Raw genomic sequence first — 24,622 nt, 5'->3', positions numbered from 1 at the left:
CGCGCATGTCCGCGCGGTACCTGGATCCGATGACGATCTTCTTCGCGGTGCTGGCGCTGGGCGCCGGGGCCGCGGTCTACGTGCTCCATGGCCCGGCGGCCTGGTGGGACGCACTCAGCCGGGCCGGCGAGTTGATGCTGCAGGTGGCACCGATCCTGGTGGCCGCGCTGCTCATGTCCGGCTATGTACAGACACTGATCCCGCGCCACGCCATTGAACGCTGGCTGGGCGAGCGCAGCGGCGTGCGTGGCCTCGCCCTGGCCACGGCTGCCGGCGCCCTCACTCCGGGCGGCCCGTTCGCGGCCTTCCCGCTGGTGGTGGCCCTCCTGCGCTCGGGGGCCGCGTTCGAGGTGTGCGTCGCCTACCTCACCGCCTGGTCGGTCCTCGGCCTGAACCGCGCCCTGGTCTGGGAGATCCCGTTCTTCGGGCTCGACTTCGTTGCGCTGAAGATGCTCGTCTCCCTGCCCCTGCCCTTTCTGGCCGCACTCCTGGCCCGCCCGTTGGGCCGTCGCGTGAGGCGCTGGGCATGCTGAGTGCTTTTGTGACCATCCTCATCCTGCTAGGGATCTGCGCGGCGATCGCGCAGTTCCAGCCCCACGGCAGCCATCGTGCCGCCGCCCGGGAGGGCTGGCGACAACTCCAGCCGCTGCTCACGCGCCTCCCGGTAGCGCTCATCGCGGCAGCCTTCCTGGCCGTGCTGATTCCGGCCGAGGCGGTCGGCTCGCTGTTCGGCGAGGACTCGGGCGGCGCAGGGATCCTGATCGCATCGTTGCTCGGCGGCTTCCTGCCCGGCGGACCGGTGGTCGCCTTCCCTCTAGTCGTGGTGCTGAGCGACGCCGGCGCCGGCATGGCTCAGCTCATCGCACTGATCACCGCCTGGTCGGTGCTCGCCTTCCACCGCGTCGCCGCCTTCGAGCTGCCGATGCTCGGCGCCCGCACCACCGCGGCCCGCCTGCTGGTCTCCCTGCCGCTGCCAGTACTCGCCGGGGTAGCGGCCGGTGCGCTGACCGGGGCGCTGGCGACGTAAACATCCTTTTCCGCATGCCAGTTGCCAGCCGCATAAACGATAAATGGCAATCTAAACGGGGTTGACGAAGACGGCGCGGCTTGGCTTTACTTCCGCGGAGCGTCTATCGATTCATAGTTGGTTGGGTCTGCCGCCGCCGATCAGCGCGGCCGGGAGTGATGGGATAACATTGATCAGGGGAGGATTGACGATGAGACGCTCTCTCCCTCTCAGCCTAGCCCTCGCCTGCTCCTCAATGACTTTATCCGGATGCGGAACCATCAACCAGATGCTTGCCGGGGAGCAGGAACACTACGAAATGTACCAAGTGTTCGATATTCAAACCGATGAGGGCATTGAAACCGTCGCGGAAGCAACGAGCAACGGCATCCAGAGGAATATTTCAGGCACGCTGGAAACGGCACTGCCCATACCCCCCAGTGAGACCCCCAGTGAGCCTGGACGATTTGAAGTGACGAACCCGTTCGAGGGCACACAAGTCGGAGCATTAGCGGGAGATACTGCACAACTTCAACTCTCGGTCGTAAGCTGCGACGGAGCTGTCTGGACCGGGGAAGCTGAGCGGGATGTGACCGGGGCCCAAACCCAAGTCCACGGCTGCCTCTGGGAGTACGAAGAAGGCTATCACTTGGATCTTTACATGCAGGTTCTCGATGAAGACCAAGGGCTCATCGCGGGAGCAATCACGGAGGGTGTAGAGGGCATTGTCGGCAACCCGCGCGAGTGGGCGGAACAGATAGCCGTGGAAACGACTGAGACTATTGATCAGGATATCGAAGACGCCGAAATCACCCATATTGAGGGGCGTCCCGCCGAACTGGAAGGGGCACCTTGGATCATGCAAGAGACCCGGTAAACGTATGGGCTCCTAGGGCCCTGCCCCAGGAGCCCTTTGTACTCCCCGCTAAAGCAGAAATATACCCTAGGGACAGTCACATCGCTTACAGAGATAACCCTACACGCAACACTCACTGCCGTGCCAATCGGTTGGCAAAGAACGACCGAGATTGCAAAGGCCTTGGTATTTGATTCAAATCCTCCGCCGATCAGACCGGGCGCAGCGCCAACCCGAAGATGATCAGGGCCACAATGAGCGCCAAGGTCACCGCCAGCAGGGGGTGGCGGCGAAACCCGCCCGGGCTGGCGAGCTCACGGAGCAACCTGCGTAGTCGGTCAATCCTCATCCGATAGCGCCCCTTATCCGCCGCCGCTGTCTAGCTGCACAGCGGGTTTTGCTCCCAACCGAGCGATCCCGCGCGAAGGACTCAGCGGGCAGGTAGGGTCAACCGAAGCGTGCAGACCCGCTCGATCAGCTCCAGATCGTGGCTGATTACAATGACACACGCCCCGGAGTCCGCCAAGCGCTGCAGGTTCCGCACGATCAGCGTGAGATTCGCGCCGTCGAGTCCACTGGTCGGCTCATCGAGAACGAACAGCTGCGGTCTGCGCGCGTGGCCACAGGCCACCACCAGCCGCTGCTTCTCACCACCGGAGAGGGACTGCGGATGGCGCTTCTCCAGCCCGTTGAGCGCGTACTCGTGCAGCAATTCGTCGATCCAAGCGGGGTCCACCTCCCATCCCGCGCCACGCACGGAGCTGATCAGCTCCTCCCGGACCGTCCGCATGTGTAGCTGGTGATCCGTGTTCTGCAGCACCACACTCGTACGGCGCATCAGGGCACGCGCGCTCAGCGACCGACCCTGGACCCGGATCTGCCCAGCATCAGGCTTGAGCAACCCGGTCAGGAGGCGGACGAGGGTCGTTTTGCCGGCGCCGTTGGGACCGAGGACACCGATGACTTCCCCGGCCGGCAGGCTCAGATCCAGATCCTCGATCAGCGCGGGGCCATTGCGGTAGGCGAAGGACAGTCCGGAAACCTCGATGTGTCCACGGCCGCCCCGCGGGACCTCGGGCAGACGCGCGCGCTGGTCCTCGACCCTGAGCTGACGCAGGCCGAAGCGGTGACGTGACTCGGCGACTGCTTCCGCCGACCCCGCCATGACCAGCCGACCCGCCTCCATAACCAGGATGCGATCCACCAGCCCGGTCAGCCAGTAGAGGCGGTGATCGACGATCACCAGCGTCACGCCCTCTGCACGGAGCTCGGCCAGATGCTGCGCCAGCTCCCGGGTTGCCTCGGGATCGAGATTGGCCGTAGGCTCATCCAGCACAAGCACCGAAGGCGAGCGCGACATCACCTCGGCCAGCGCAACCTTCTGCTTCTGCCCGTCCGAGAGATCGTAGACGCTGGCATGGCTCAGCCCGGTCAGCCGGAACCGCTCCATGGCCCACTGCACACGGGTGCCAATACGTGCGGGGTGCTCACCGCGCTGCTCGTGCGTGAAGGCGAGCTCATCCTCGACGTGCAGGGCAAAGAACTGCTGTTCCGGATCCTGGAACAGCGTGCCGACGCGGGCACTGATCTCGGCCAGCATGGCCTGACGGGTCAGGCGTCCGGCAACCCGCGCCCGCCCCGCCCATTCGCCCTCAAAATGGTGGGGAATGAGGCCATTGATGACCCGCAGCAGGGAACTCTTCCCGCAGCCCGAGGCACCGGTCACCGCGATGGCCTCCCCCGGAGCAACGTGGAGGTTAACCTCCGACAGTGCCGACTGACGCTGAAACGGATAGGTGTAGGTCACATCCTCGAGCGTGATCACGACCACCCGACTCCGAGTTCAAGCCACAACGAGCCCCCGATGGCAACTGCCGCCAGCACCATGAACACCCAGTCCCGCTCACCGAAACGATCCTCGCGGTAGCGGGAGGCCGGCGTGTTGGCTCCCAGCCCCTTGAGTTCGGCCGCTACGGAGAGATCGTCCGCCGTACGCAGGGCCCGGAAGAGCAGCGGCATGAAGATCAGCCGCAGCGAGGCGACCGGATGCCGCACCAGCAGGAACGGCCCGGGCCTGAAGCCCTTAAGCCGCACGGATTCGCCAACCTGCTGAACGTCGAAGAGGAAGGCCGGCACAAAGCGCACCATGGCAACTGCCGGCAGGTAGAGCCAATACGGCAGGTAGAGCGACTTGAGCGCCGACAGCGCCCCCTGGATGCGGGAGGACAAAGCCATCGCAAGCACAGCGTTGAGCAGGATCGCCGAACGGAGAAAGGGCACGACCACATCGGCCAACTCACCGTAACCCAGCCGCGGCAGAAACACGCCCATCACATGCATAAACCCCAGGGCCAGCAGCCACAGGGCCCCGAACAGGAGGTAGGCTCCGAGCAGGACGCCGTAGCGCCGGCTCAGGGCAGCGTAGGCGGTACTGATGACTAGCAGGCCCAACAGCACCGCGGGCGACTCAAGCACGACCACAGCTACTGCGGCGATTACGCTGATGAGCATCTTGGTGCGCATGGCCAGCCCATGCAGCGGGGTCTGCCGATCTCCGGCCGTCCTAGTGATGGATGATACCGGCATGTCGCAGCTCCTCGATAAACCGTCGACCCAGCCACAGACCCAACAGGCTGCCGATGTAGCTGACGACCACCACCGCGGCCACCATCAGCAACAGACGCGGTTCCTCGCGCACCAGCAGGGCACCCACGCCCAGGCTGATGGCGCGGGCCAGCAATTCGTGCACGGCGACCCCGATGATCAGCCCGAACATCCGCCGATAGCCACCGAGCAGCCAGATCACCCCCTCGGCCAGCACGCCGGCGAGCAGCGAGGCGGGGATGCGGACCGGGTTGCCGCCCAGGACGAGGATGTCGACAACGGCACTGACCAGCAAAAAGATGGTCAATGTCCCGAGGCGCTGGACCTTGTGGAGCAGCACCAGCAGCAGCGCCGTCGACACGATGCTGCTGGCCATGAGCGTGACCGGGTTCATCCCGCCACCGAAGAGCACGATCAACAGCCCGGCCACCTTCGCCAGTGCGGCGAAGGTGCCTACCATGACCAGATCCGAGACGGACCAGTAGCGGCCGTGCCGACCGCTGGCCCGCTCGCGGGTGGCCGCACCCAGATCCGTGGCGCTCGGCTCGATGGTGCTCATTGGGACGCCCTCTGTTCCTGCCGCTGACGCCGCCGCGCCGCCGAGGGCTGGGTGGGGTCGATAACGGAGAACGCCTGCCCGTCGCAATCCCACCGGTCGATAACCTCCTCAAGCCGCGCAGCGACGTCGGCACGCCGGACGTTGCCGTGGGCATCCGGCGCGCGCGTCAGCTCCGCGTTTCCGGAGGGTGGGCCATCAAGCAACCCACCGGGACGGATCAGCAAATACGGCAAACCCGATCCGCGCAGGTAGTTCTCGGCACGGGTCTTGGCGTCGACAATCTGCCCGAACGCCTCGACCGCCTGCGGAGACCGGTACGGCCGCGTCTCACCGCAGCCGACGGCCGTCACCAGCACCACGCGGAAGGGGTTCCAGCCGCGAGCGGCATCCGTGACCAGCATATTCCCCACTTCATCCACGAAGCGGCTTTTCTCGAGCGCGCCCGAGACGGTGGAGACCACTACGGCGCTCTCGCCCGCTGCCCGGAACGCAGCGGTTACCGAGTCCGCATCGGTTACATCGCCGTGGATGACGCGGACGCCGAGTTGGGCAAGCCCCTCGGCCCGCTCCGAGACCCGAGCAAGGGCCACCACCGGTCGGCCTCGCTCTCGGAGGCGTTCGGCCATGAGCCGCCCGACCCCGCGCGTGGCACCGAACAATAGGACCGTACGCGTACTCATCGCTCCTCCTCCCCTTCGCCGATCCGCAAGCCCGGATAGCCGCCCAACTCTGCAGCAAGGGCCCGGAAACGCTCGAACTGATCCGCTCGCAGGCACCGTTGTTCGTCGCGGCCAAGGAAGATCTTGAACAGGTTTTCGCCCTCGGGGGTGAAGAACTGTAGTGAGGCAGTCCGGAACCCCATGAAAGGACGCACCACGAAAAGGATCGCCGCACAACGCTTCGGCCGCAGATGGCCACCGAGTGCACTGTCACCGTGAAGGTTGTAGAAACCGTGCGCTGAGCTGCCGGGGGGGACACGGTCCCGTACCTCCAGAATCAGATCCCGGTTGTGGACGACGACCAGGACCTCCCCCCAGTCACTCACCTCCTTGAGGATCGACTCGAACTGCTCGCCCGGCGCTTCGCACCAGAACGAGGCCGGCAGGCAGCGGGTCGCTTCCAGCGGCGTCAGCCCGTGACTCCGGGCCAGGTCCTCGATCACGGCGTCCGGACGCTCCTCGAGCACCTGCCGGACGGCCTCATGACCCTGTTCCTGTTTATCCGTCTGCATGGGCCTTCCTCCCCGATTCCAGAGCTTGCGCACAGACCTCCTGAAAGCCGGTGACCAGATTCGGCGCCCAGAAACGTCCCGCCACCGTTAGATGGATTTGCTCCCCGCGGCGCTCCGCCAGCCCTGCCTCGACCCAGCGGTCAACGAGCCTCCAGGGGCTGGGGTCCGCCTGCACCGACATCGGCATGCAGGCGCGTAGGGCGGGCAGCTCAAGACGGCCAATCTCAACACCACCCATCAGGGTGTCCCGGAGGGGTTGCAGCGCATCCGAGACCCGCATCATCGCCACGGGCTTGTCTCCGGCGGCCACGGCACGCTCGTAGGCTTCCATATCCGGGGTGTTGGCAAAGGTGTAAGGCTCGCGGCTGCCGCCGGCGCCGGCACCGAAGGCGAGCGTCTCGGCACCGGATTTGATCAACAGGTTGTAGAGGTTGCGTTCGCGTGGCGTTCGCGCCCAGTGACTGTTGCTAATCTGCCGCCAACCCGCCGTCGAGAGCGCCTCGACGGCCTCCGCGTAGAACTCCGCCTGCTCCGGGAGCCCTGCCGGCTGTTCGATGCACCCGCGCTCGACCAGTTTCTGCAGCGGAGTGCCCGGGATCAGCTTGAGCGCGTAGGTATCCAGGCCATCCAGACCTAGCTCCTGGCAGCTGTCCAGGTCACGGTGCCAACTCGCGAGATCTTGGTCGGGCAGTCCGAACATGAGATCGGCGATCACGGCACCCTGGTCATGGCCGGCCAACAGGACCAGGCGCTCGACCACCTCCTGGGCAGCTGCAACCCGGCCCTGCCGGCGACGGACCCGGGTGTCGAAGCTCTGCACACCGACCGAGATGCGATTGACCCCGCCGGCAAAAGCAGCCCGGATCTTCTCCTCGGTCAGCCCGGCGATGCGCGCCTCCAGGGTGATCTCGCAGTCGGCGGCCAAGGGCAGACACTCGCGAACGGCGGCGAGGAGCCTCTGCAGATCTCCCGCCGGCAGATCGCTGGGCGTACCACCGCCGAGGTAGACCGCGTGGATCGGCCGATCCCCGACCAGCGGCAGGGCCGCGTCGCGACGGATCTCCTCGATCAGCAGGTCCACATACCGGTTCAGTCGGGGCGCGCCCGAGCGATGGCGGTAGAAGCCGCAGTAAAGGCAGTTGGCCCTGCAGAACGGGATATTGATGTAGGCCAGTCGCTTGCCGGCTGCCGGTGACTGTTGCTCCAGTGCCGCCCACCGGCGGGGGATCTCGGTCTCCGACACCGCCTGTTTGTCCTGGCGCGGCATGACCGGGCGCCGGGCGGTGAACGCGTAGCGCAGGGGGTCACTGGTGACCGCCGGCGTCAGGCTTCCCGTTCGATCATTCATCACGCCCTCCCCTACCACTCAAGCTCAGCCGAGACGTAGTAGAAGCGCCCGCGCACCGGATCCGGCATCGTGCCGTAGAAATCATCGGCGTCATCCGCGTCGAGCCCCACACGCTCGGGGTCCGTACGGTAGGGGCGCTCATCGGTGGCGTTCTCCACGCCGATCCCCACGGTGATCCCCGCCGGCAGCTGCTGGCGCAGCCCCAGGTGGAGCAGCGTGTAGGGCTCGCCGACCCCGACCTGGTCACCGACGTGCTCGACCCGGGTGTGGGCCAGGGCGCCGGACCAGGGTGGTGTCTCGGCAAGTAGATGGGCCCGCTGGCGAGGCCGATTCTCGAGCCGGTCTCCGGTCTCGCGGTCGTGGGCAGCGAGGTAGGTGTAGCTGCCGCGGATCCGGCTACCATCCGGCCAGCGCCAGCCAGCCTCCAACTCCACGCCCTTGGTCCGGGCCTCCTCGATGTTGTCGTAGCGGCGCACGTGGGCGCCGTCGGGACGCTCCTCCCCCGTGCGCTGCTCCACGATCTGGTCCTCCACCTCGGTGCGGAACAGGGTGATCGCCTGGCGGCTGTGCTGGCCGGTACGCTCCAGGGCCAGGCTGTAGCTGCGCGAGCGTTCCGGATCGAGGTCCGGGTTGCCGTAGAGGTAGAACTGCGCCTCCGGGACCGGCATGTGCGAGTGGTCCATCTCGTAGTCGCCGGAGAGCTGGAGCAGGTTGGGTGCCGCGAACCCCTCGGCGTAGTCAGCCTTGACCCGCACCTCGTCATTGACGGCGTAGACGCCGCTGACCCGTGGGCTGACCCCGCCGCTGTACTCGCTGTGGCCATCCAGGCGAGCGCCGAGCGTGACCAGCAGGCGATCCCCGAGCAGATAGCTGCGGTTCTCCAGGCCGACTCCGTAGTGGTGGGCCCGGTCCCGGGGCACCTCGGGCTCGCCACCGACCTCGCGCTCGAAGGTCTCGCGGCGGTAGTCCACGATGGCGCTCAGCCGCTGCCGATCGCTCCACCACACCCCGCCGCGGGCCTGGGCGACGTCCTCGGTGTGCTCCATTTCGCGGGGGGCCAGCTCGAAGACCGGTACCTCATCCTGGTCTGGCGGCGGGGGCTCTCCCGGGGCCGCAGGTGGCCAACCAACAAATTCACGGATTTGCTCTCGCTCAGGCTCCTCGGCCTCGACCCGAGAGCGGTAGAGCTGGACTTCTCCGTCCCAGTCGGTGCGCTCGAGCGCGTAGGCGGCGCCGAAGGCGTAGCGGGTCAGATCGACATGAGTCGGCTCCTCACCGAGCTCATCCAACCCCCGGATCTCGCTGTACATCTGCTGCCAGGGAGGCAACTCATCTCGAGGCTGACTCCGCCCCGTCCGCTCTTCCTCCCCGGCGCTCAGGAAGAACTCGAACTCGTGCCCCGGCGCCGGATCGTAGAAGAGGCTCGCGTAGCCGCTGAGCGCCTCCCGACCCTCTTGGTAGTAGTCTTCCTCGCTAGCGTAGTGATGATCCGGCAGCAGCGACGGCTCGGTGTCCACAAACTCCAGACTGGCGATCGCGCCCCAGCGCTCGCCAAGGGGACCGCCGGCAAACAGGGAGTAGTGCTGCTCCTCACCGTCATAGCCGGAATCCAGGGTGCCGTAGCGGGCCGTCGCGGTACCCTGCCACTCGTCGGTTGGCGGCCGGGTGATGACGTTGATGACGCCTCCGAGTGCGTCCGCCCCGTGAACGGCCGAGGCGGGATTGCGCACCACCTCGATGCGCTCGATGGAGCTGATGGGCGGCATGGCCCCGGTGCGGAAGTCGTTGTGGGGGAAAAGTTCGTCGGTGTTGTTGAGCCGACGACCGTTGATCAGCATCAGCGTGTGCCGCGGTTCAAGGCCCCGGATCTGGGGCCGATCGCGACCACCACGCACAGCCGTGGTATCCACGCCCGGAGTCTCGCGCAGGATCTCATCCAGCGTCGTCACCGGGCGGCGCTTGATGTCTTCCCGCGTGATCTCGCCGTAACCGGCCGGGGCCTCCTCGCGACGCACGGCGCCGATGCCGGAGGTGACCACGACATCCTCCAGGGCCGCGCCGACGGCACCCTCGCCACCGCCCTCCGCGGCGAGAGCCGTTGTGCTCCACGCACACGCACCCAGGCCGACACAGGCCAGGCAGAGACCCGAGCACCACCCTGGCCACTCCAAGGAACCATGCACCATTGCCACCTCCAGTCAGGTCAACGCGTCAGCCAGGAAGGGAGTCCCATCACGCCTCGACCCCCTCTTGAACCTGGCTGGCCCGGTCGCGACCGGAGGCTGGCTAGGCTTTCGCAAACGATAACGATTCGTATTAGTAAGTCAACCCCCCGCGCCCGGCCAGGCACCAACACAGACCCCCGGTTGCCGAGCCGGGCATTCCGGACTAGAATCGCATTCGCTAATGATTCTCATCCGCGCCCTGGCGGATTGACGCTCCGGGCACGGGCAGAGGCACGGCAATCAGAGGAAGCAGCCATGACCAAACGGAACCAGGAGCCGACGACCGCCGCCCACAGCCAGGAGGTTCCCACTCCGAGCGATCATCAGCGCGAACAGACCTCAAGGACCCCGCACATGGACAGCGCTGCCCTCTTCAACGGCGCGAATCGTGTCTTCATCCACCACCGCGGTGAGGCGTACCAGCTCCGTGAGACAAGACAGGGCAAACTCATCCTGACCAAGTGACCCGGGCCGTTTCACCCCGGCTCTACGCCCTACATTCCATCGTTTTTTATTCCATTTTCGCGAGCCAGGTGCTGCCCCCTGCACCCAGCCAGCCACTGCGTAAACCGTGATCCACCCGGGGCCTACCCGGGGATCGCACTTTGGACTGGCCATCAGGAGGCTTTGCACGATGCATCGGATTCACACACGCGCCCGCGCTCTGGTGCGACCGATGATTCTATTCACCGGAAGCGCTCTGTTATCCCAGTACCCTTCTCTGCTTGCAGCCGAGGCAGCCGAGGTCCCCGCCGTACGAATCCAGGCAGGTGGGGACGCGCAGGAGCGAGGTGTGGGTCGAGATGAGCTGCTCCGTCGGCAGGCCTCACAGACTAGCGAAATCTTCCGTGGCGATGCCTCGGTCGAGGTGGGCGGTGGCAGCCGAAACGCGCAGCGCCTTTATCTGCGTGGACTGGAATCCAGCAATCTCAACGTCACTGTCGATGGCGCCCGCCAGGGACGTGACCTGCACCAGCACCGCGGCGGAGCCACCAACCTCGACCCCGAATTGCTTCAGAGCGTAGAGCTCGATCCTCATCCGTCGGCGGATCAGGGGCCAGGGGCGCTCGGCGGTGGTGTCCGCTTCCGGACAGTCGATGCTCAGGACCTGCTTGGCCCCGATGAGGATACCGGTTTCCGCCTAAGCACCGGCTACGCCACCGCAGACTCTTCGGAGCGCGGCTCCGCTACCGGGTTCCAACGTCTCGGCCGGGACTGGGGGGCGCTGGCCCACATCAGCGGGACGAACCGAGACGACTACGAGGTCGGGGGCGGTGGGACAATGCCGTTCTCCGGCGGGCGTGATCGCAGCTACATGGCCCAGGCGAGCCGTGTCCCTGCCGATGGGCACGAACTGCGGCTGGGCGTACAGCGACACAGCTATAAAGACGATAGCCTCTACGGTGGGCCGGGGAGTGATACGGGTGACCCTCGAGCAGGCTACCGTGGTGATCCCGAATCGCAGGAGCAAAAGCGGGATACCTGGACGGTCGAGCACCGCTACCAGCCGGAAGACCCCCACATCCATTGGCAAGCCCGGGCCTATCGCAACGATAACCGCCTTGAACGCCTGGATGAGGGCACCGAGACCCGCGCAGTCGAGCACGGCGGTGATCTACGCAACACCTTCACCCTGCACGCCGGACCAACGCGTCACCGGCTCACGACGGGGTTTGACTACTACTCCGAGGACGCACGCCTTCAACAGGAGGAAAGCCCGGATCTGAGCCAGAGCTCCCGCAACTTTGGGGCCTTCCTGCAGAATCGCCTGGACTGGGAGCGACTGCACATTTCAACCGGCCTGCGTTTCGACGACTATGTCACCAACCTCGGGGGACAAGAGCTCGATGGGGATGCCGTCTCCCCCAACCTGAGTGCAGAGCTCGCCTTACCTGCCGGCTGGAGTGTGTTCGGCGGCTACGGAGAGGCTGTCAGTGGCGCCGGTGGCACGATTCCTATCGGGTGGCTACAGCGCATCGATGCGGACGCCACTCAACTCGAAGGGATCGACTCGCTCCGGGCCGAGAAGTCTCGTCGAGGCGAGGGGGGCCTGCGCTATCAGGGTCGGGATTTGGTCACCGCCGGCGACCGCGCGAGGCTTGAGGTAACGGCCTTCGAGACGCGGATCGAGAACAGCCTCACTCGCGCCGATGGCGGGCCTCCCCACCCCTACATCGAGGGGCTTGAAGAATACGATGTGCAGGTCAGGGGCTACGAACTGCGCGTCAACTGGGGCGCTGGAAGCTACGATACGCGCCTGTCTTTCCTAAGCGCCGAGACGGAAGACGAAGATGGTAACCCCTTAGGCGTCATCCGACGCCAATCCGGTAGTGGTGGGGATCGCCTGGCCTGGGATCATCAGTGGTCACCCCATGAGACGCTGATCCTTGGCTATACACTGACCTGGGTGGGTAACCACACCGATGTTCCAGACGACCAACCGGAGCGCGACGGATACCAGACCCACGACGTGCAGGCCCAATGGCGGCCTTGGGCCGACGAGCGACTGACCTTGGGGCTCGTGGTAAACAATCTTCTCGACGAAGATTACGCCGAGCACACGTCACTCGCCTTTGAGGAGGATGGGGATTTGATCGTTCGTGAGGAGCCGGGACGCGATCTACGCGTAAAGGCCACAATGCAGTTTTGATCTCTTTGGCTCATCCAAGATGAAGAAGATCGATGAGTCCTTCACCTGCTTCCTGTTCATTAATTCGAACCGATTCGTCACGGAGTGATCACGATGGATCCCATTCCTACACGAACCATGTCCTTGGCTTTGACTACTGCGCTACTCATCACCTTGCCGCTGACCACCGGACAGGGCTTAGCTGAAGCAAAGGATCGCATCCCGGTCAAGCGTGAGGCTGAGGAATACTACCGTTACCATGAACGCATGCGTGGCTTCCAGGAGGCGATTCGAGATGTATTGAAACACGCGCTGGAAGAAGATATGGAAGCTGTTGCGCACCATGCCCGAAGCGCGCTTCCAGGAAACCTCCAAGATAATCCGCAGCAGGATAGCCAGAACAGCTCCGGGGACGATTCATCCCGAGCCGCGCGCCAAGAGGTTACGCCCCAACCGTTCCAGGATATGATGCGGGCAACCCACTCCAATTTTCAGGGTCTAGCGAACGATGCTCACGATCTGGATGATCTGGTAGAACTGCAGCAACGGCTTGTCCAGATCAAGGATGTTTGCATCGCTTGCCATAGTGCATACCGGTTCGAAAAGCGCTGACGATGATTAACCCCCGTGCAGAGCAACACCCTAAATAACCTTACATCGTTGTTTGTTCCATTTTCGCGAGCCAGGTGCTGCCCCCTGCACCCAGCCAGCCACTGCGTAAACCGTGATCCACCCGGGGCCTACCCGGGGATCGCACTTTGGACTGGCCATCAGGAGGCTTTGCACGATGCATCCGAAACGAACGCAGACGCCGCTTCTCACCTGCACCAGCCTGGCGGTGCTCGGCGCCCTCAGCACCACCGCCGGGGCCGATGAGGCCCCGACCGCGCTCCCCGAAGTCCTCGTTGAACCGCCGGAGGAGATCGAGGGCAGCGGCACCGAGCGGATCAGCCGGCAACAGTCCCACCGTTTGCAGGACCTGTTCCGGGGCGACTCGGAATCCCACGTGGGCGGTCCACGCCAGGCGCGACGCCTCTATCTGCGCGGTATCGAGGGGAGCCAGACCCGGGTCACGGTCGACGGCGCCCGGCAGGGCCGGGATCTGCACAACCACCGGGGCGGCCTCGCCGGGATCGATCCCGCCTTCCTCCGCTACGCCGAGGCCGAACCCGGACCGCCGGCGGCGGACGACGGCCACGGCGCCACCGGCGGCTCGGTCCGCTTCGAGACCATCGACGCAGGCGACCTCGTCGACCCCGAGACCGGCTACGGCGGCTTCGCGCGGGGCGTCCGGGGCAGCGCGGCCGACTCCCTGGCCACCAGTGCGGCGGGCGCCATCTACCCCACCGAACGGATCGGACTGCTCGTGGGCGGCAGTTACACGACCACCGAGGACTATCGCCTCGGTGGTGGCGAGATCAAGGATTACACGGCGTACGATGACCGCAATCTCCTGCTTCGGCTCAACGCCGATGGCGAACAGCAGCGGGTCCGACTTGGCTATGAGGAGAACGAGAACCTGGGGGAATTGCCCCTCAGCGGCGGCGATCGTCCGCCCTTTGAAGAGGACGACCTTGCCGATCAGCGTATGGTGCGGGAGACGACCAGCCTCAACTACGAGTTCCACCCAGAGACGCGGTGGGTGGACCTGGAACTCGACCTATACCGCAATCAGAGCGAGTGGGAGGACCGGGACGCCGAGGTTGGTTTCCTGAGCGACGGTGTCGGCGGCCGCCTGGCCAACACCGCCACCCTCGCGCGGGGTTCCCTGGGGCCGTTGGGCCACGGGGAGAACCGCCTGACCATCGGCGGCGATATCGAACGGGATACCGGGGAAGGCGACCATCCGAGCCGGGGCGGCGACATCCTGACCTACGAGTCCCAGGGGGCGTTTATCCAGAACCGGCTCGAGAGCGAGCGACTGGATCTCTCGCTGGGGGTTCGGGGCGACTGGATGGAGACCGACTATGAACAACTAGGGGAGTCGGTGGACTTCTCGGAGGTCTCCACCAACGCCCGGATCGGCTACTGGGCCACCCCGTCAACCGAGCTCTTCGTGGGCTACGGCGAGTCCGCCCAGGGCCGCTCGGGGACCACGACGCTGCATCTGGACCGGAACATCGGCAGCCGCGACCAATTCGATGAGAACGAGGTACCTGACGATTTCAACCTCGACGAGTTCGAGGCGACTCGCATCGAGTATGACGACCCGCAGACCAGCGCTACGACCGAGGCCGGCGTCCGGTCCGAGCAGCCGCTGGCCGGCGGCCGACTGGAGCTTTCCGGCACCCTGTTCCGGACCGATATCGACGACCTGATCCTCTACGGGTTCGAGCAACCCACACGTCTCGGACGGCAACCGATCCAGAGCATCGATAACCTCGACGATCAGATCACCACCGAGGGCTACACGCTCAAGGCCGCGTGGCGCGGGGAAGCTCTTTACAGCTCCGTGAGCTTCACCCACGACAAGGTGCGCGGCCTCGGGGACGGAGACACCCTGACCCCCGGCGAGCCCTCCGGACGCCAGCAGCTGGTCCGTGCCGTCGGCCCGCAGGGGGATCGCCTGGTCTGGGACAGCGTCTACCAGTTCCACCCGGCTCTCCAGGTCGGCTACACGCTGAAGGCGGTCGCGGACCTGGAGCGGGTGATCCCGGGCGACGGCGAACGCGACGGCTACACCACCCATGATGTGCAGATGCGCTGGCAGCCCGGGGGCGACGAGGACGTCACCCTCTATTTCGTCGTGCACAACCTCTTCGACGAAGAGTACGCCAGCCACACCGCCATCCCGCGGTACGCAGCCGGTGAGACCGTCGAGGATAGCGATTACGCACGCGAGCCGGGACGCGACATGCGGCTGGGTGCCAAGGTCCGATTCTAAACGTTCCGCACGGCAGGCCGGGGAGTGCGCCCTCTGGCGCTCCCCGGGCCCTCCGGGCCACCTGCTCTTTGCTCGCCGCCCGGGAATCGGCTAGATTCCTCCAAGGGTTCGGAACCACGCGTGCAATCGTGAGCCGTGGAGGCATGGGGCATTGGCTTTTGAATTCTTGATGCTGGTTGGGCTGGCACTGGCGGCGCTGGTGGTCGCCGTCATCATCCAGCGCCGTCGCGACGGGCGCGCCCCGGGCAGCCGCGACGACCCACTGACCCGCGCCTGCCACGGCGACACGGAACAGGCCGATCGCCTGGAGGCCGCCGAGCAGGAACGCGCGGCAGGCAAGCTCTCCCGCACCGAGGCGCGGCGGCGGGCCGCCGAACGCCTGAAACGCGACCGCGTCTAAGCCATGTTTCTGTGGCTGCTGATCGCTGCCGTCCTGGCAGCCATCGACCTCGGCGCCCGCCCGTCGAGCCTGCAGGGTGGCTATCTGCTGGCCGCGGCCATCGGCGCCCTGGCAGCGGCGCTCGCCAGCCTGGCCCTCGGCGATGCCCACCAGTTCGTGATCGCACTACTCGTCGGGGCTGCTGCTGCCCGCTTTCTGCCGCCAGCCATCCAACGCCGGGAAAGGCACCGGCTCAAGCGGGAAGCACGGGACTACACGCTCGCCGAAGTTGACGTCGATGAAGACGGCATCCCCTGCGTCCAGCCTCAGGGTGAGGACACCCCCCTGCCGGCCATGCTCGAGGATCGCGGGGAGCTGACTGCCGGCGACACGGTTTGGGTGCTACGCGTCGAGCAGGGCGTGGCCATCGTGCGTTCGGCCAGTGGACGGAGGGGGCGGGTCCCGCCCCCGCTGAGCCGTTGCCGGTGGATGCGCTAGACGGCGCTTACGACGCCGCCTCCGCCGGCGCATCCTCGACCGGGATCAGGATCTCGTTCCGGCGCAGAAACCCCGGGGTCATCGGATCATCGTAATAGGCATAAACCGGCTCGCCGGCGGCCTCCAGCCCCTGATCCGTCATCCACTCGCGGAGCCTGCGCTCGTGCTCCTCGACCATCGAATCGCTGGCACGGCCCGAGAAGCGAATGGCTGCCATTCGCTGCGGGTCGAGTTCGCGCAGGGTGATCTCCTCGCCCGCCGGCCGGGGCAGGTCGTCCAGGGAGTACTTTGCCGGCATGATGAAACGCACCAACCAGCGCCCCTCGCCTTCCGGCGTCTGGGTCACCGGGGCCGTCATGGCGATGGAATCACCCTCGCGCTCACGCGCAAAGATGTAGCCAGCCAGCGGCCGGAACCCGGCACTGACCGCATCGCCCCGGCTGCCGCTGCGCTCGACCTCGGCCACCCGAAGCGCCGGATAATCCCTCAGCTCGCGGTCGCCATCCTGCAGGACCACCGAGTACTCCGGTGTCTCGACGCCGCGGACCACGACCCACCAGGCAACGATGACACCCACCACCAGAACGACCGCAAGCCCGACTCCCCAATAAACGATCTTCATTACGCACTCCGAGCAGCACGACTATCCCATTATGACGCACTTCCAGCCGACGGCGGATGCCCACGCCGCCGACAAAAAGCCTGCGGACCTCAAGCCTCGTCGTCCTCGTGCCCTGGATTGAACACCATCACCGGTACGGACGACTGGCGGACCACCGCATGGGCCACGCTGCCCAGAGCCAGCTGGGCCAGCCCGCTCCAGCCCTGCGTCGTCATGGCCACCAGGCTGCCCCGGTTGGCCGCATAATCCGTGATCGCCTCCGCGGTATCCTGCTCGGACTCGAGGACGGTGTGGCTAATCTTCTGACGGGTCTTCGGCTGCCATGCCGCTGCGAGCGCCTGCAGATAACTGGCCGCCTCCGAGGTATCCTGGCCGGCGGTGTCGACGGCCACCCGGACCAGGCGTAATTCGGTGTCCAGCGCCTCGGCCAGCTGCAGGGCCCGGGGCAAGATCCGCTCGGCGAAGCTTGAGCCATCCAGCAGAACCAGAATCCGCAGAACCGGACCGCTCCAGCCGCTGGGCAGTGCCGGCCCGCTGAGCAACAGGGGGCGACTTGCCTGTCGGGTCAGCGTTGCGGCGGTGCTGCCGAGCAGCGCCTCGCCCATGGTCCCCCGGCCACGGGTGGCCACGCAGTAGAGGGATTGCGTGTCCTCGCTGATGCGCTGCGCAAGGTATTCCGCCGGGCGCTGGGCCGGGGTTACCTCAATCCCCGCAGCACCGACCCGGGGGCTTCCCGCCTCGCCCAGTGGCAGCATGTCCTCGATATCCTTGCGGCGGCCGGGACCCGAGCCCTCCGGCTCCACGACGGACAGCAACCTCAACGGCAGACCACTCTGCTCCTGCAGCTCATGGCCCACCACCAGGCCACTGAAGAGTGAGTACTCCGAGCCATCGACGGTGACGACGATCTCTTCCATAGCAACCTCCCGGGCCAAGCCCGTTACAACGCCGGAGCCACCAGACGGGCAGGCTCCTGCTGCCCGCCATGCATCACCCGGCTCATGACCACCTGATAGATCCCGAAGGGATCAACAATCCCGGGGACGATCACGCAAACGCCGTCGCGCGTGGTGATCACCACGCGGCCATACCCAAGAAGGCGGCCGAGCCAGGTGTAGTGGACCCCCAGGGCCTGAACGTCCGACAGTGGGATGACCCGCGAGTGCACCACGATCAGACCTGTCTCGACGACGAGGTGGTTCTCGGTGACGCGCAGCTCGGTATCGAAATACACCCCCTGAGCGTAGGCCGCCAGCCCGGGGAAGACGAGCACATAGAGGATCGTGGCGATGACCTGGCCGACGACGCCGAAAGGACCAACTGCCAGCAGCGCGCTGGTGAGCAGGGCAAGCACGGCCGGCAGGAGTACGCCCCAGTGCACCTCGGCCCGATACAGCACGCGCTCGGGCGGCTCGGCGGTCTCTTCGCCAAGCTGCTTGCGCGGATCGTAGGCGGTGCCGCCCACCCGGAACCGGTAGCGCATGGACAGCGCGAGCAGGGTGAGGCTGATCCCCGGGGGCAGGAGGAGCAGCCCCGTGGTGAGCAGCATGATGCCAGCGGCCGTACCGAACAGGCCGACTCCGGCGATCAGCGAGCCGAGGGTGGTCACCACCATGCCGCCGGCCAGCAGATTGAGGGTGCGCCGCCAAGGGGCCGAGGTACCCGGTTCGCGGCCACGGGCCACCTCTCCTGGCCACCAGCGCAGCAGGATGGAGATGATCGTGGCCGGCAGCAGGACGGTGAAAGCGATCAGCGACAGGAACGCCGCCTCTCCCCACAACAGGATGGAGCCGAGCAGCGCCAGCGCGGCGGCCAGCAGCAACAGGCGGGTAACGCGCCCGTACAGAAACCGCCCGATCTGAACCAGCAACGGCGGCGCGTTGGGATCCGCGAGTTTGCGGCGCAATTGATCTCGTTTCATGGCCACGGCTCCTTGCCCAGCGCCACCAGGCATGCGCGCAACAGCAGCAGTCCACCGCCTATCCACGCTAGCAGGGGCAACCCGCCCAGTGGAACGGCCAGGAGCAGGATCGCCACGGCAAGGAGCAGCACCGCCGCGGAGAAGACCAGCGACTGCACCGCATGGAACCGAACCAGCGGGTCGGCGCGCTCGAGCATCAACAGAAGCAGTGCGCTGAGCGGGCCAAGCAGATACGCGCAGCCAGCGGCCTGGGGGCGTGACAACCCAGTGCGCCCGCGTGTCGGCTCGCCGCGGGGCGGCTGCAGCTCCATCCCCCGCGCGCTCAGACGCTCCCTTTCCTGCCGGAGACCGATCAGGAGGCTCAGCGACAGCGCAAGGACAACGATCGCGAACGGCAAGCCGCTGGCCACGGCACCGGCCTGCAGTGCACCCAGGGCCGCCTCGCCGCCGACGAACAGCAGCGTGGCGGCGAGCACACCGGTCAACACGACCCACAGCACCCGTTGCATACGCGGCGTATCCAGGCGGCCGCCGGCTGTTACCGCATCCAGGACGCGCGAGCCGGAGTCCGACGAGGTCACGAAGAAGATCACCACCAACAGCACCGCCAGCGCAGCGGTGAACTCGGTACCGGGCAACTGCTCCAGCAGATGGAACAGTGCCATGGACTCGCGCTCACCCAAGCCGTCGGCCAGGCCTCCGAGCCCGCCCTGGACCTGACGAAGCCCCTCGCCCCCCAGGGCGCTAATCCAGAGCCACGTCACCGCAGTCGGCACCAGCAGCACCGCTGTAACCAGCTCGCGGACGGTGCGCCCATAGGAGATACGGGCGATGAACATCCCCACGAAGGGGGACCAGCTGATCCACCAGGCCAGGTAGAAGACAGTCCAGGTCTCCATGAAGCCTGCATCATCGCGGCCCACCGGCGTGCTCATCGGCACCAGCTGGCCGAGGTAGCTGACCCCGGCGGTCGCCAGACTGACGGCAGACGCCAACAGCCCCCCGCTGACGAGGATGAACAGTAGCAACAACCCGGCCATTCCGAGGTTGAGGTTGCTCAGCACGCGGATCCCGCGCTGGATACCCAGCAGTACCGACGCCACGGCGACACCAACAACCACCGCGATGAGCAGTAGGCGGGTACCCAGCGCGTCCTCGACACCGGCGAAGATGGTGCTCAGACCGCTGGCCGCCTGCTGGGCCCCGAATCCGAGCGACGTCGCCAGGCCGAAGACCGTCGCAACCACCGCGACGATATCGATGGTGTGGCCGATCGGCCCCCAGGTGCGCTCACCGAGCAGCGGATAAAAGGCCGAGCGCACGGTCAGCGGCAGACCGCGGTTGTAGGCAAAGAAAGCGAGAGCCAACGCCATCACGGCGTAGATGGCCCAGGGGTGCAGCCCCCAGTGATAGAGGGTCGCGCCCAGCGCCAGCCGGGCTGCGGCTTCGGTCCCTGGCTCGACGCCCCGCGGGGTGCCAAGCCAGTCGGTGTAATAGGCCACCGGTTCCGCCACCGCCCAGAACATCAGCCCCACGCCCATGCCCGCGGCAAAGAGCATGGTCAGCCAGGAAAGGCGACCGAACTCCGGCCGGGCCGCCGCACCCCCGAGCCGGATGTTGCCCGCGGGCAGGAGGATCAGGGCGAAACAAAGCAGCACCAGCAGGTTCCCGGTACCGAGGAACACACCGGCGAACCGCCCGCGCACCCCGTCCAGGGTCGCCTCCAGAAGATCCCGCGCCGGCTCGGCGAAGGCCAGTGTCAGCCCGAGGAACAGCAGCAGGAGACCGGCACTGACGATAAAGACCGGCGCGTGCAGCTCCAGCCCAAGCACGTGCGTGGTCTGCGCCCGGGTATCCGGCCCGAAGCCAGGCTCGGCCGAGCGGGACCGGGGCCGGGCAGGTGCTCGGCGTTCGGTCAGGCTCATGGGACGCCCTCTGGTTGCAGGTGCCTGCCGGGGCGCTCCGCCATAGCGCGGACGACGCCCCACGCCGCTCCCTAACTCAGGCTAGCAGTCCCGCCCGAACCGACGAGGGCGGTGTGGTGACTCAGACAAGGATCCGGACAACGCACCGCCGAAGCTTCGCCCCCGGAGAGGCGACGGCGACAGTCTTGCAAATAGGAATCGTTTTCAGTAACATTCAATCCAGCGGCTTCACGGTCGCTTGGGTGCTCACGTCAGCGGTACTTCGGGCCGGACACCACAAGGGGTCCGGCCCTTTTTTTCACCCCCGATCACCGATGATGCTCACCGGAGCGCTCAGGCTGATAGACGATCTCCTCAATACGGACTCGATGCTCACCGCCACCGGCCCTGGGCCAATCGATCTCCTCGCCCTGCGAGAGGCCAAGCAGCGCACTGCCCACCGGAGCCAGTATCGAGATGGTCTGCCCGCTCGGATCCGCGTCCTTCGGATAGACCAGCGTCAACGTGAACTCCTCCTCGGTCCCCTCCACACGGAACCGGACGGTCGAGTTCATGGTGACCACATCGGGCGGGACCTCATCCGGCTCGACGATCCGGGCCCTCGCCAGTTCGTTCTCAAGGTCCGGTTTGCCCGGGAAGGCGTTCCGAGACAGCGAATCGATGAGGTCCTCAAGCCGCTCGGCGTCGCGGGATGAAATAACGATCTCGGGTCTTTTACTCATTCAATCCAGCCAATCGGTTATGTCGACGGGGGCAGGTCGGTTGCTCGCGGGCGCAACCCGGTCAGCCGTGCCGGATCCGGCACGGTGCGTGCGACCTGGAGCTCGGGCCAGAGTGGCCGTTCTCAAGTTTCGGGGGACGGTGACCGCGGGCTGCCGCCCACAGGCCACGCGGGATGCCTGTCCGGCCAACCATAGCACGCCTGCCTGTTGCGTCCAGGCGCTTCCGCCACTGAACGCACCGGAGCCTTCGGTCGCCTCTTGCAGTGGAGAAAAGGTCCGTGCCGGATCGCGGGCGAATTCCACAAAATCTGTGGAAAACCGTGTGGAGAAAATCGGGGGCGCCCGCATTTCGAGGGGCCCGGAGGTCGATTGATCAAAACCTGCTCAGGAAAACACCCTTCACAATCAGCAGGTTGAGCGCCTGACCACCCCCGAGCGGGGAGTCACCCAACAGTTCCCGACCGCCTGTGCAGAATCAACGCTCCCCATCCGGCTCAAGCGCGGCTGTCAAGCCCGGCTCCGGGTCATCGGCCATCTGTTGCCCCGCCAGACCCTCGTGGACGGTGAGGTAGCCGGCGATGAGGAAATAGCCGGCGCCGGCGACAAAGACCAGCAGCCCCACCGTACGGAACACCTCTCTCGCCGCCCGTCCGAACATCCTCAGCCTCGGCTTCATGACACCAACCTTTTCTCGATACGAAAGCCACATAGAATGGTACTGCGAACCATTCGCATCTGCAAGCTTATACGCATCGCGTGCACCCCTTCCCCCTGCCCAACGCGCAGTCCAAGATAATCAGACTTGCGCGCCCCCGGCTTACCGGCCCGCGGTGAGCAGTGACTGCGCCTTTCAGTCGGTTCTAAACCTCAGCCACCAGCGCCAGTCAGCAGGCTGCCCGGGAACATACCAATGCGCCACGACCGCCCCATGCCGGAAAAGCCGCTCGAGGTTGGTCTCGACTCCAGAGCCACCCCCGAACACCTGTGGGAGATCCTCACGGACACCAATCAGTGGCCACGCTGGGGACCGAGCGTTCGTCGTGTCATAGCGGCCGAGCGCTACATTCATGCCGGCGCGACAGGGCGGATTGTCATCACCGGCGTTGGATTGCAAGTCGGGTACCGGATTACAACATTCGAGCCACCCTACCGATGGGACTGGTCGGTCGCCCGCTTTCCCGCCACTGGGCACCGCGTCGATCCGCTACCGAACGGCGGGGCGCGAGTGGTGTTCGAACTACCGCGTTGGGCCTTTGCATACGCCCCGATCTGCCGGCAGGCGTGCCGACGGATCATCGACATCGCCCACCGATAGCGCCGCCCGGACCCCGGGCACCGGCGACAAGACCGCCCGACAGCCCCATCCAACGCCTTCGCATCGGGGTTCGTGACCCTCGCCGTTGAAGTGCTCTGGACACGCCTCTTTGCCCAGGTCCTTCAGAACTCGGTCTATACGTATGCGATCGTCCTCGTCGCCTTCCTCCTGGCGCTGAGCCTGGGCTCCGTCGCCTCCCATGGACTGGCGCGGATCCCTCGCTTTAACCCCCGTCATGTGCTGCTTGCCCTGCTCACCATTGCGGCGACGGTGGTGGTCGTCTCGCCCTGGGCTTTCCACAGCGCAACGGCCGGCCTGACCTACGTCGGTTCCGGCGCGGGCTGGATGGAATACCTGACGGCGGTCTCCGGCATTGCCCTGCTGGTCATGGTCCTGCCCGGTGTCATGCTGGGGGCTGTCCTGCCCTATCTACTGCGCGTCGTCCAGGCCGCCAATCCACAGCCGGGCCCGGCCATCGGCGGGCTGGTTGCCGCCAACACATCAGGCGCCATCCTCGGTTCTTTGGTTGCCGGCTTCCGTTGGCCCGCGGCTCGGCTGAGAGGCGTATCACATCCCGGACTTCCGGCCTACACTCAGGGGCACCTTTGTCCATGCACGGCGGCTAGCCGTGGCACGGAGACCGCTGATCGGCGCCATCGTTCCGGACTTGGGGCAAGCCTTCCCTGGGCCGCACCGATGGCCGGAGAGTGCAAAGGATGCTCCCTCGATCCCCGCTGAACCGAACGCACCTTGGGTTCGCCAGCGTCTACCTGGCCGCGTTTCTGGACCTCCTGGCCGGAGGCCACGTGATCTGGTTGTGGTCCGACACACCCGCCGATCGGGTGCTTATCGCCCTACTCTCGATGAGCGCGGCCGGGATCCTGTTACTGGTTGCCGTCTACCTGACCGTCGTGACGGATGGCCGTGAAGGCAATGGCTGCTTGATCGCCAACGTACCCGTGGTTCTGGTGATATTGGGCATTCTGGCGGCACCGGCGGAAGCGGTCATCATCCTGCTGTTTCTGATCGGCTGGATGTGGCCGGCTATGGTCAGTGTCGCCGTGTTCATCGGCGGCCCCAGGACGCAATAGGGTGTAACCGAACGCGGAGACGAGTCGATGTGCGGACGCTTTGCCCTGACCACGCCCCTCGAGACCATCGGCGAAAGCCTCTTCGGCATCCCGTCCGTGGGCGAGTCGCACGCACCGCGCTACAACATCCCGCCCGGAACCCCCATCCCCGCCTTCCGCAGCGCGGACGAGCCCGGCGAGGCCGCTGTCCTCGATTGGCCCGTCTGGGGATTCAAGCCCCGGTGGGCGGATACCGACGGGCCCGCACCGATCAATGCCCGCGCTGAACGGGTCGCCACCAGTCCCTACTTCAAGCGTGCATTCAGCCAGCGCCGCTGCCTGATCCCCGCCAGCGGATTCTTCGAATGGCGCCAGGAGCAAGCCGGCAAACAGCCCTACTACATCACCCTTCGAGACGACGATCCCGATGGCGTGATGCTCCTCGCCGGGCTGTGGGAGTGGATCGATGAGCACCAGACGTGCTGCGCCATCCTCACGGAACCGGCCACCCCCTTCCTTCGGCCGATCCACGACCGGCAGCCCGTGATCCTCGACCCCGCGTGTCGGTGGGACTGGCTGGATCCAGCCCTGAACGAGCGCGAGGCGGTCCGCAGCGCGGCCCGGCGGCTGGATCCGGCGCGCCTTACGCTATGGCCGGTTTCGGCGCGGGTGAACAAACCGGACAGCGACGACGCCCAGTTGCTCGCTCCCGCGTAAGCCACGCAACCGAATGATCCTCTTATCCGCCGGGAAAGACGTCACAGCCTGTCGTAGGACTGGAGTAGAAAGGGGATTCGGCCGCTACACGATTCAGGGCGTAGCAACGAA

26 protein-coding genes and 1 pseudogene are annotated in these 24,622 nt (G+C 66.0%); 13 read left to right on the top strand and 14 right to left on the bottom strand.

Annotated elements, in window-relative coordinates; all coding sequences use genetic code 11:
* The first annotated feature begins 5 nt into the window (after nucleotides 1–5).
* The 3 genes from LRF89_RS10770 (at nucleotide 6) to LRF89_RS10760 (ending at nucleotide 1,883) form a co-directional block, all read left to right on the top strand.
* A complete protein-coding gene (locus tag LRF89_RS10770; protein WP_238633123.1) occupies nucleotides 6–533 on the top strand; it encodes a permease in 528 nt (175 codons plus the stop codon).
* Entirely contained in the window at nucleotides 527–1,027 is a 501-nt protein-coding gene (locus LRF89_RS10765) for a hypothetical protein (protein ID WP_238635478.1), read from the top strand. Before LRF89_RS10770 ends, LRF89_RS10765 begins: the two co-directional genes overlap by 7 nt.
* 298 nt (nucleotides 1,028–1,325) lie before the next feature.
* The gene (locus LRF89_RS10760; RefSeq protein ID WP_238637086.1) at nucleotides 1,326–1,883 is read left to right on the top strand and encodes a hypothetical protein; all 558 of its coding nucleotides are present in this window, start codon (nucleotides 1,326–1,328) and stop codon (nucleotides 1,881–1,883) included.
* Nucleotides 1,884–2,073: 190 nt separating this feature from the next.
* Here the strand turns inward: LRF89_RS10760 and LRF89_RS10755 are convergent, their stop codons facing one another.
* The 8 genes from LRF89_RS10755 to LRF89_RS10720 form a co-directional block, all read right to left on the bottom strand.
* Nucleotides 2,074–2,211, bottom strand: coding sequence for a hypothetical protein (locus LRF89_RS10755; protein ID WP_201169367.1), 138 nt, complete (start codon nucleotides 2,209–2,211; stop codon nucleotides 2,074–2,076).
* A gap of 81 nt (nucleotides 2,212–2,292) precedes the next feature.
* Entirely contained in the window at nucleotides 2,293–3,687 is a 1,395-nt protein-coding gene (locus tag LRF89_RS10750) for an ABC transporter ATP-binding protein (RefSeq protein WP_238637085.1), read from the bottom strand.
* On the bottom strand, nucleotides 3,684–4,448 hold the full coding sequence (locus LRF89_RS10745) for an energy-coupling factor transporter transmembrane component T family protein (protein ID WP_238637084.1): 765 nt from the start codon (nucleotides 4,446–4,448) through the stop codon (nucleotides 3,684–3,686). The genes LRF89_RS10750 and LRF89_RS10745 overlap by 4 nt, the downstream gene beginning before the upstream one ends.
* On the bottom strand, nucleotides 4,426–5,025 hold the full coding sequence (locus tag LRF89_RS10740; protein WP_201242709.1) for an MptD family putative ECF transporter S component: 600 nt from the start codon (nucleotides 5,023–5,025) through the stop codon (nucleotides 4,426–4,428). Before LRF89_RS10740 ends, LRF89_RS10745 begins: the two co-directional genes overlap by 23 nt.
* Complete coding sequence (locus LRF89_RS10735) at nucleotides 5,022–5,705, bottom strand: SDR family oxidoreductase (protein WP_238637083.1); 684 nt, start codon at nucleotides 5,703–5,705, stop codon at nucleotides 5,022–5,024. The genes LRF89_RS10740 and LRF89_RS10735 overlap by 4 nt, the downstream gene beginning before the upstream one ends.
* Nucleotides 5,702–6,256: a heme utilization cystosolic carrier protein HutX gene (gene hutX / locus LRF89_RS10730; RefSeq protein ID WP_238635484.1), complete on the bottom strand. Its 555-nt coding sequence runs from the start codon at nucleotides 6,254–6,256 to the stop codon at nucleotides 5,702–5,704. The genes LRF89_RS10735 and hutX overlap by 4 nt, the downstream gene beginning before the upstream one ends.
* On the bottom strand, nucleotides 6,243–7,604 hold the full coding sequence (hutW, locus tag LRF89_RS10725) for a heme anaerobic degradation radical SAM methyltransferase ChuW/HutW (RefSeq protein ID WP_238637082.1): 1,362 nt from the start codon (nucleotides 7,602–7,604) through the stop codon (nucleotides 6,243–6,245). Before hutW ends, hutX begins: the two co-directional genes overlap by 14 nt.
* A gap of 11 nt (nucleotides 7,605–7,615) precedes the next feature.
* Entirely contained in the window at nucleotides 7,616–9,790 is a 2,175-nt protein-coding gene (locus tag LRF89_RS10720; protein WP_238637081.1) for a TonB-dependent receptor plug domain-containing protein, read from the bottom strand.
* 294 nt (nucleotides 9,791–10,084) lie between these two features.
* Between LRF89_RS10720 and LRF89_RS10715 the strand changes: the two genes are divergently transcribed.
* The 6 genes from LRF89_RS10715 to LRF89_RS10690 all read left to right on the top strand — a co-directional run bounded on the left by LRF89_RS10715 (nucleotide 10,085) and on the right by LRF89_RS10690 (nucleotide 16,219).
* A complete protein-coding gene (locus tag LRF89_RS10715; RefSeq protein ID WP_201169372.1) occupies nucleotides 10,085–10,294 on the top strand; it encodes a hemin uptake protein HemP in 210 nt (69 codons plus the stop codon).
* A gap of 328 nt (nucleotides 10,295–10,622) precedes the next feature.
* Entirely contained in the window at nucleotides 10,623–12,479 is a 1,857-nt protein-coding gene (locus LRF89_RS10710) for a TonB-dependent receptor plug domain-containing protein (protein ID WP_238637080.1), read from the top strand.
* A 93-nt stretch (nucleotides 12,480–12,572) separates the two neighbouring features.
* Nucleotides 12,573–13,070 (top strand): hypothetical protein, encoded by a 498-nt coding sequence (locus tag LRF89_RS10705; protein ID WP_238637079.1) that lies wholly within the window; start codon nucleotides 12,573–12,575, stop codon nucleotides 13,068–13,070.
* 175 nt (nucleotides 13,071–13,245) lie between these two features.
* Nucleotides 13,246–15,342 (top strand): TonB-dependent receptor domain-containing protein, encoded by a 2,097-nt coding sequence (locus LRF89_RS10700; protein WP_238637078.1) that lies wholly within the window; start codon nucleotides 13,246–13,248, stop codon nucleotides 15,340–15,342.
* Between the two features lie 151 nt (nucleotides 15,343–15,493).
* Nucleotides 15,494–15,742 carry a hypothetical protein gene (locus LRF89_RS10695; RefSeq protein WP_201169376.1) on the top strand — a complete coding sequence of 83 codons (249 nt, stop codon included), beginning with the start codon at nucleotides 15,494–15,496 and terminating at the stop codon, nucleotides 15,740–15,742.
* A gap of 3 nt (nucleotides 15,743–15,745) precedes the next feature.
* Nucleotides 15,746–16,219, top strand: a complete 474-nt coding sequence (locus LRF89_RS10690; RefSeq protein ID WP_201169378.1) for a hypothetical protein — start codon at nucleotides 15,746–15,748, stop codon at nucleotides 16,217–16,219.
* A gap of 7 nt (nucleotides 16,220–16,226) precedes the next feature.
* Here LRF89_RS10690 and LRF89_RS10685 read toward each other — a convergent pair whose 3' ends face one another.
* The 6 genes and pseudogenes from LRF89_RS10685 to LRF89_RS10660 all read right to left on the bottom strand — a co-directional run bounded on the left by LRF89_RS10685 (nucleotide 16,227) and on the right by LRF89_RS10660 (nucleotide 22,085).
* On the bottom strand, nucleotides 16,227–16,841 hold the full coding sequence (locus tag LRF89_RS10685) for an SOUL family heme-binding protein (protein ID WP_201169380.1): 615 nt from the start codon (nucleotides 16,839–16,841) through the stop codon (nucleotides 16,227–16,229).
* 89 nt (nucleotides 16,842–16,930) lie between these two features.
* The gene (locus LRF89_RS10680; protein WP_238637077.1) at nucleotides 16,931–17,758 is read right to left on the bottom strand and encodes a universal stress protein; all 828 of its coding nucleotides are present in this window, start codon (nucleotides 17,756–17,758) and stop codon (nucleotides 16,931–16,933) included.
* A gap of 23 nt (nucleotides 17,759–17,781) precedes the next feature.
* Nucleotides 17,782–18,762 (bottom strand): PH domain-containing protein, encoded by a 981-nt coding sequence (locus LRF89_RS10675; protein ID WP_201169384.1) that lies wholly within the window; start codon nucleotides 18,760–18,762, stop codon nucleotides 17,782–17,784.
* Between the two features lie 335 nt (nucleotides 18,763–19,097).
* A pseudogene (locus LRF89_RS10670) lies at nucleotides 19,098–20,687 on the bottom strand (BCCT family transporter); the annotation flags it as partial.
* 308 nt (nucleotides 20,688–20,995) lie between these two features.
* Nucleotides 20,996–21,409, bottom strand: coding sequence for a nucleoside diphosphate kinase regulator (gene rnk, locus LRF89_RS10665; RefSeq protein ID WP_201169390.1), 414 nt, complete (start codon nucleotides 21,407–21,409; stop codon nucleotides 20,996–20,998).
* Nucleotides 21,410–21,884: 475 nt separating this feature from the next.
* Nucleotides 21,885–22,085: a hypothetical protein gene (locus tag LRF89_RS10660; RefSeq protein ID WP_201169393.1), complete on the bottom strand. Its 201-nt coding sequence runs from the start codon at nucleotides 22,083–22,085 to the stop codon at nucleotides 21,885–21,887.
* Between the two features lie 234 nt (nucleotides 22,086–22,319).
* On the opposite strand from LRF89_RS10660, the gene LRF89_RS10655 reads away from it, so the two are divergent.
* The 4 genes from LRF89_RS10655 to LRF89_RS10640 all read left to right on the top strand — a co-directional run bounded on the left by LRF89_RS10655 (nucleotide 22,320) and on the right by LRF89_RS10640 (nucleotide 24,511).
* Nucleotides 22,320–22,724, top strand: a complete 405-nt coding sequence (locus LRF89_RS10655; RefSeq protein ID WP_201169395.1) for an SRPBCC family protein — start codon at nucleotides 22,320–22,322, stop codon at nucleotides 22,722–22,724.
* A gap of 72 nt (nucleotides 22,725–22,796) precedes the next feature.
* Nucleotides 22,797–23,462, top strand: coding sequence for a hypothetical protein (locus LRF89_RS10650; protein WP_238637075.1), 666 nt, complete (start codon nucleotides 22,797–22,799; stop codon nucleotides 23,460–23,462).
* Nucleotides 23,463–23,530: 68 nt separating this feature from the next.
* Nucleotides 23,531–23,815, top strand: coding sequence for a hypothetical protein (locus tag LRF89_RS10645; protein ID WP_201241336.1), 285 nt, complete (start codon nucleotides 23,531–23,533; stop codon nucleotides 23,813–23,815).
* Nucleotides 23,816–23,842: 27 nt separating this feature from the next.
* Nucleotides 23,843–24,511: an SOS response-associated peptidase gene (locus tag LRF89_RS10640; RefSeq protein ID WP_238637074.1), complete on the top strand. Its 669-nt coding sequence runs from the start codon at nucleotides 23,843–23,845 to the stop codon at nucleotides 24,509–24,511.
* Nucleotides 24,512–24,622: the final 111 nt, after the last annotated feature.

Source organism: Halorhodospira sp. 9621, from assembly GCF_022228055.1.
Lineage (GTDB): Bacteria > Pseudomonadota > Gammaproteobacteria > Nitrococcales > Halorhodospiraceae > Halorhodospira > Halorhodospira halophila_A.
Note: the sequence above shows the minus strand (reverse complement) of the source record. Positions and strands in the feature narration are given on the sequence as shown.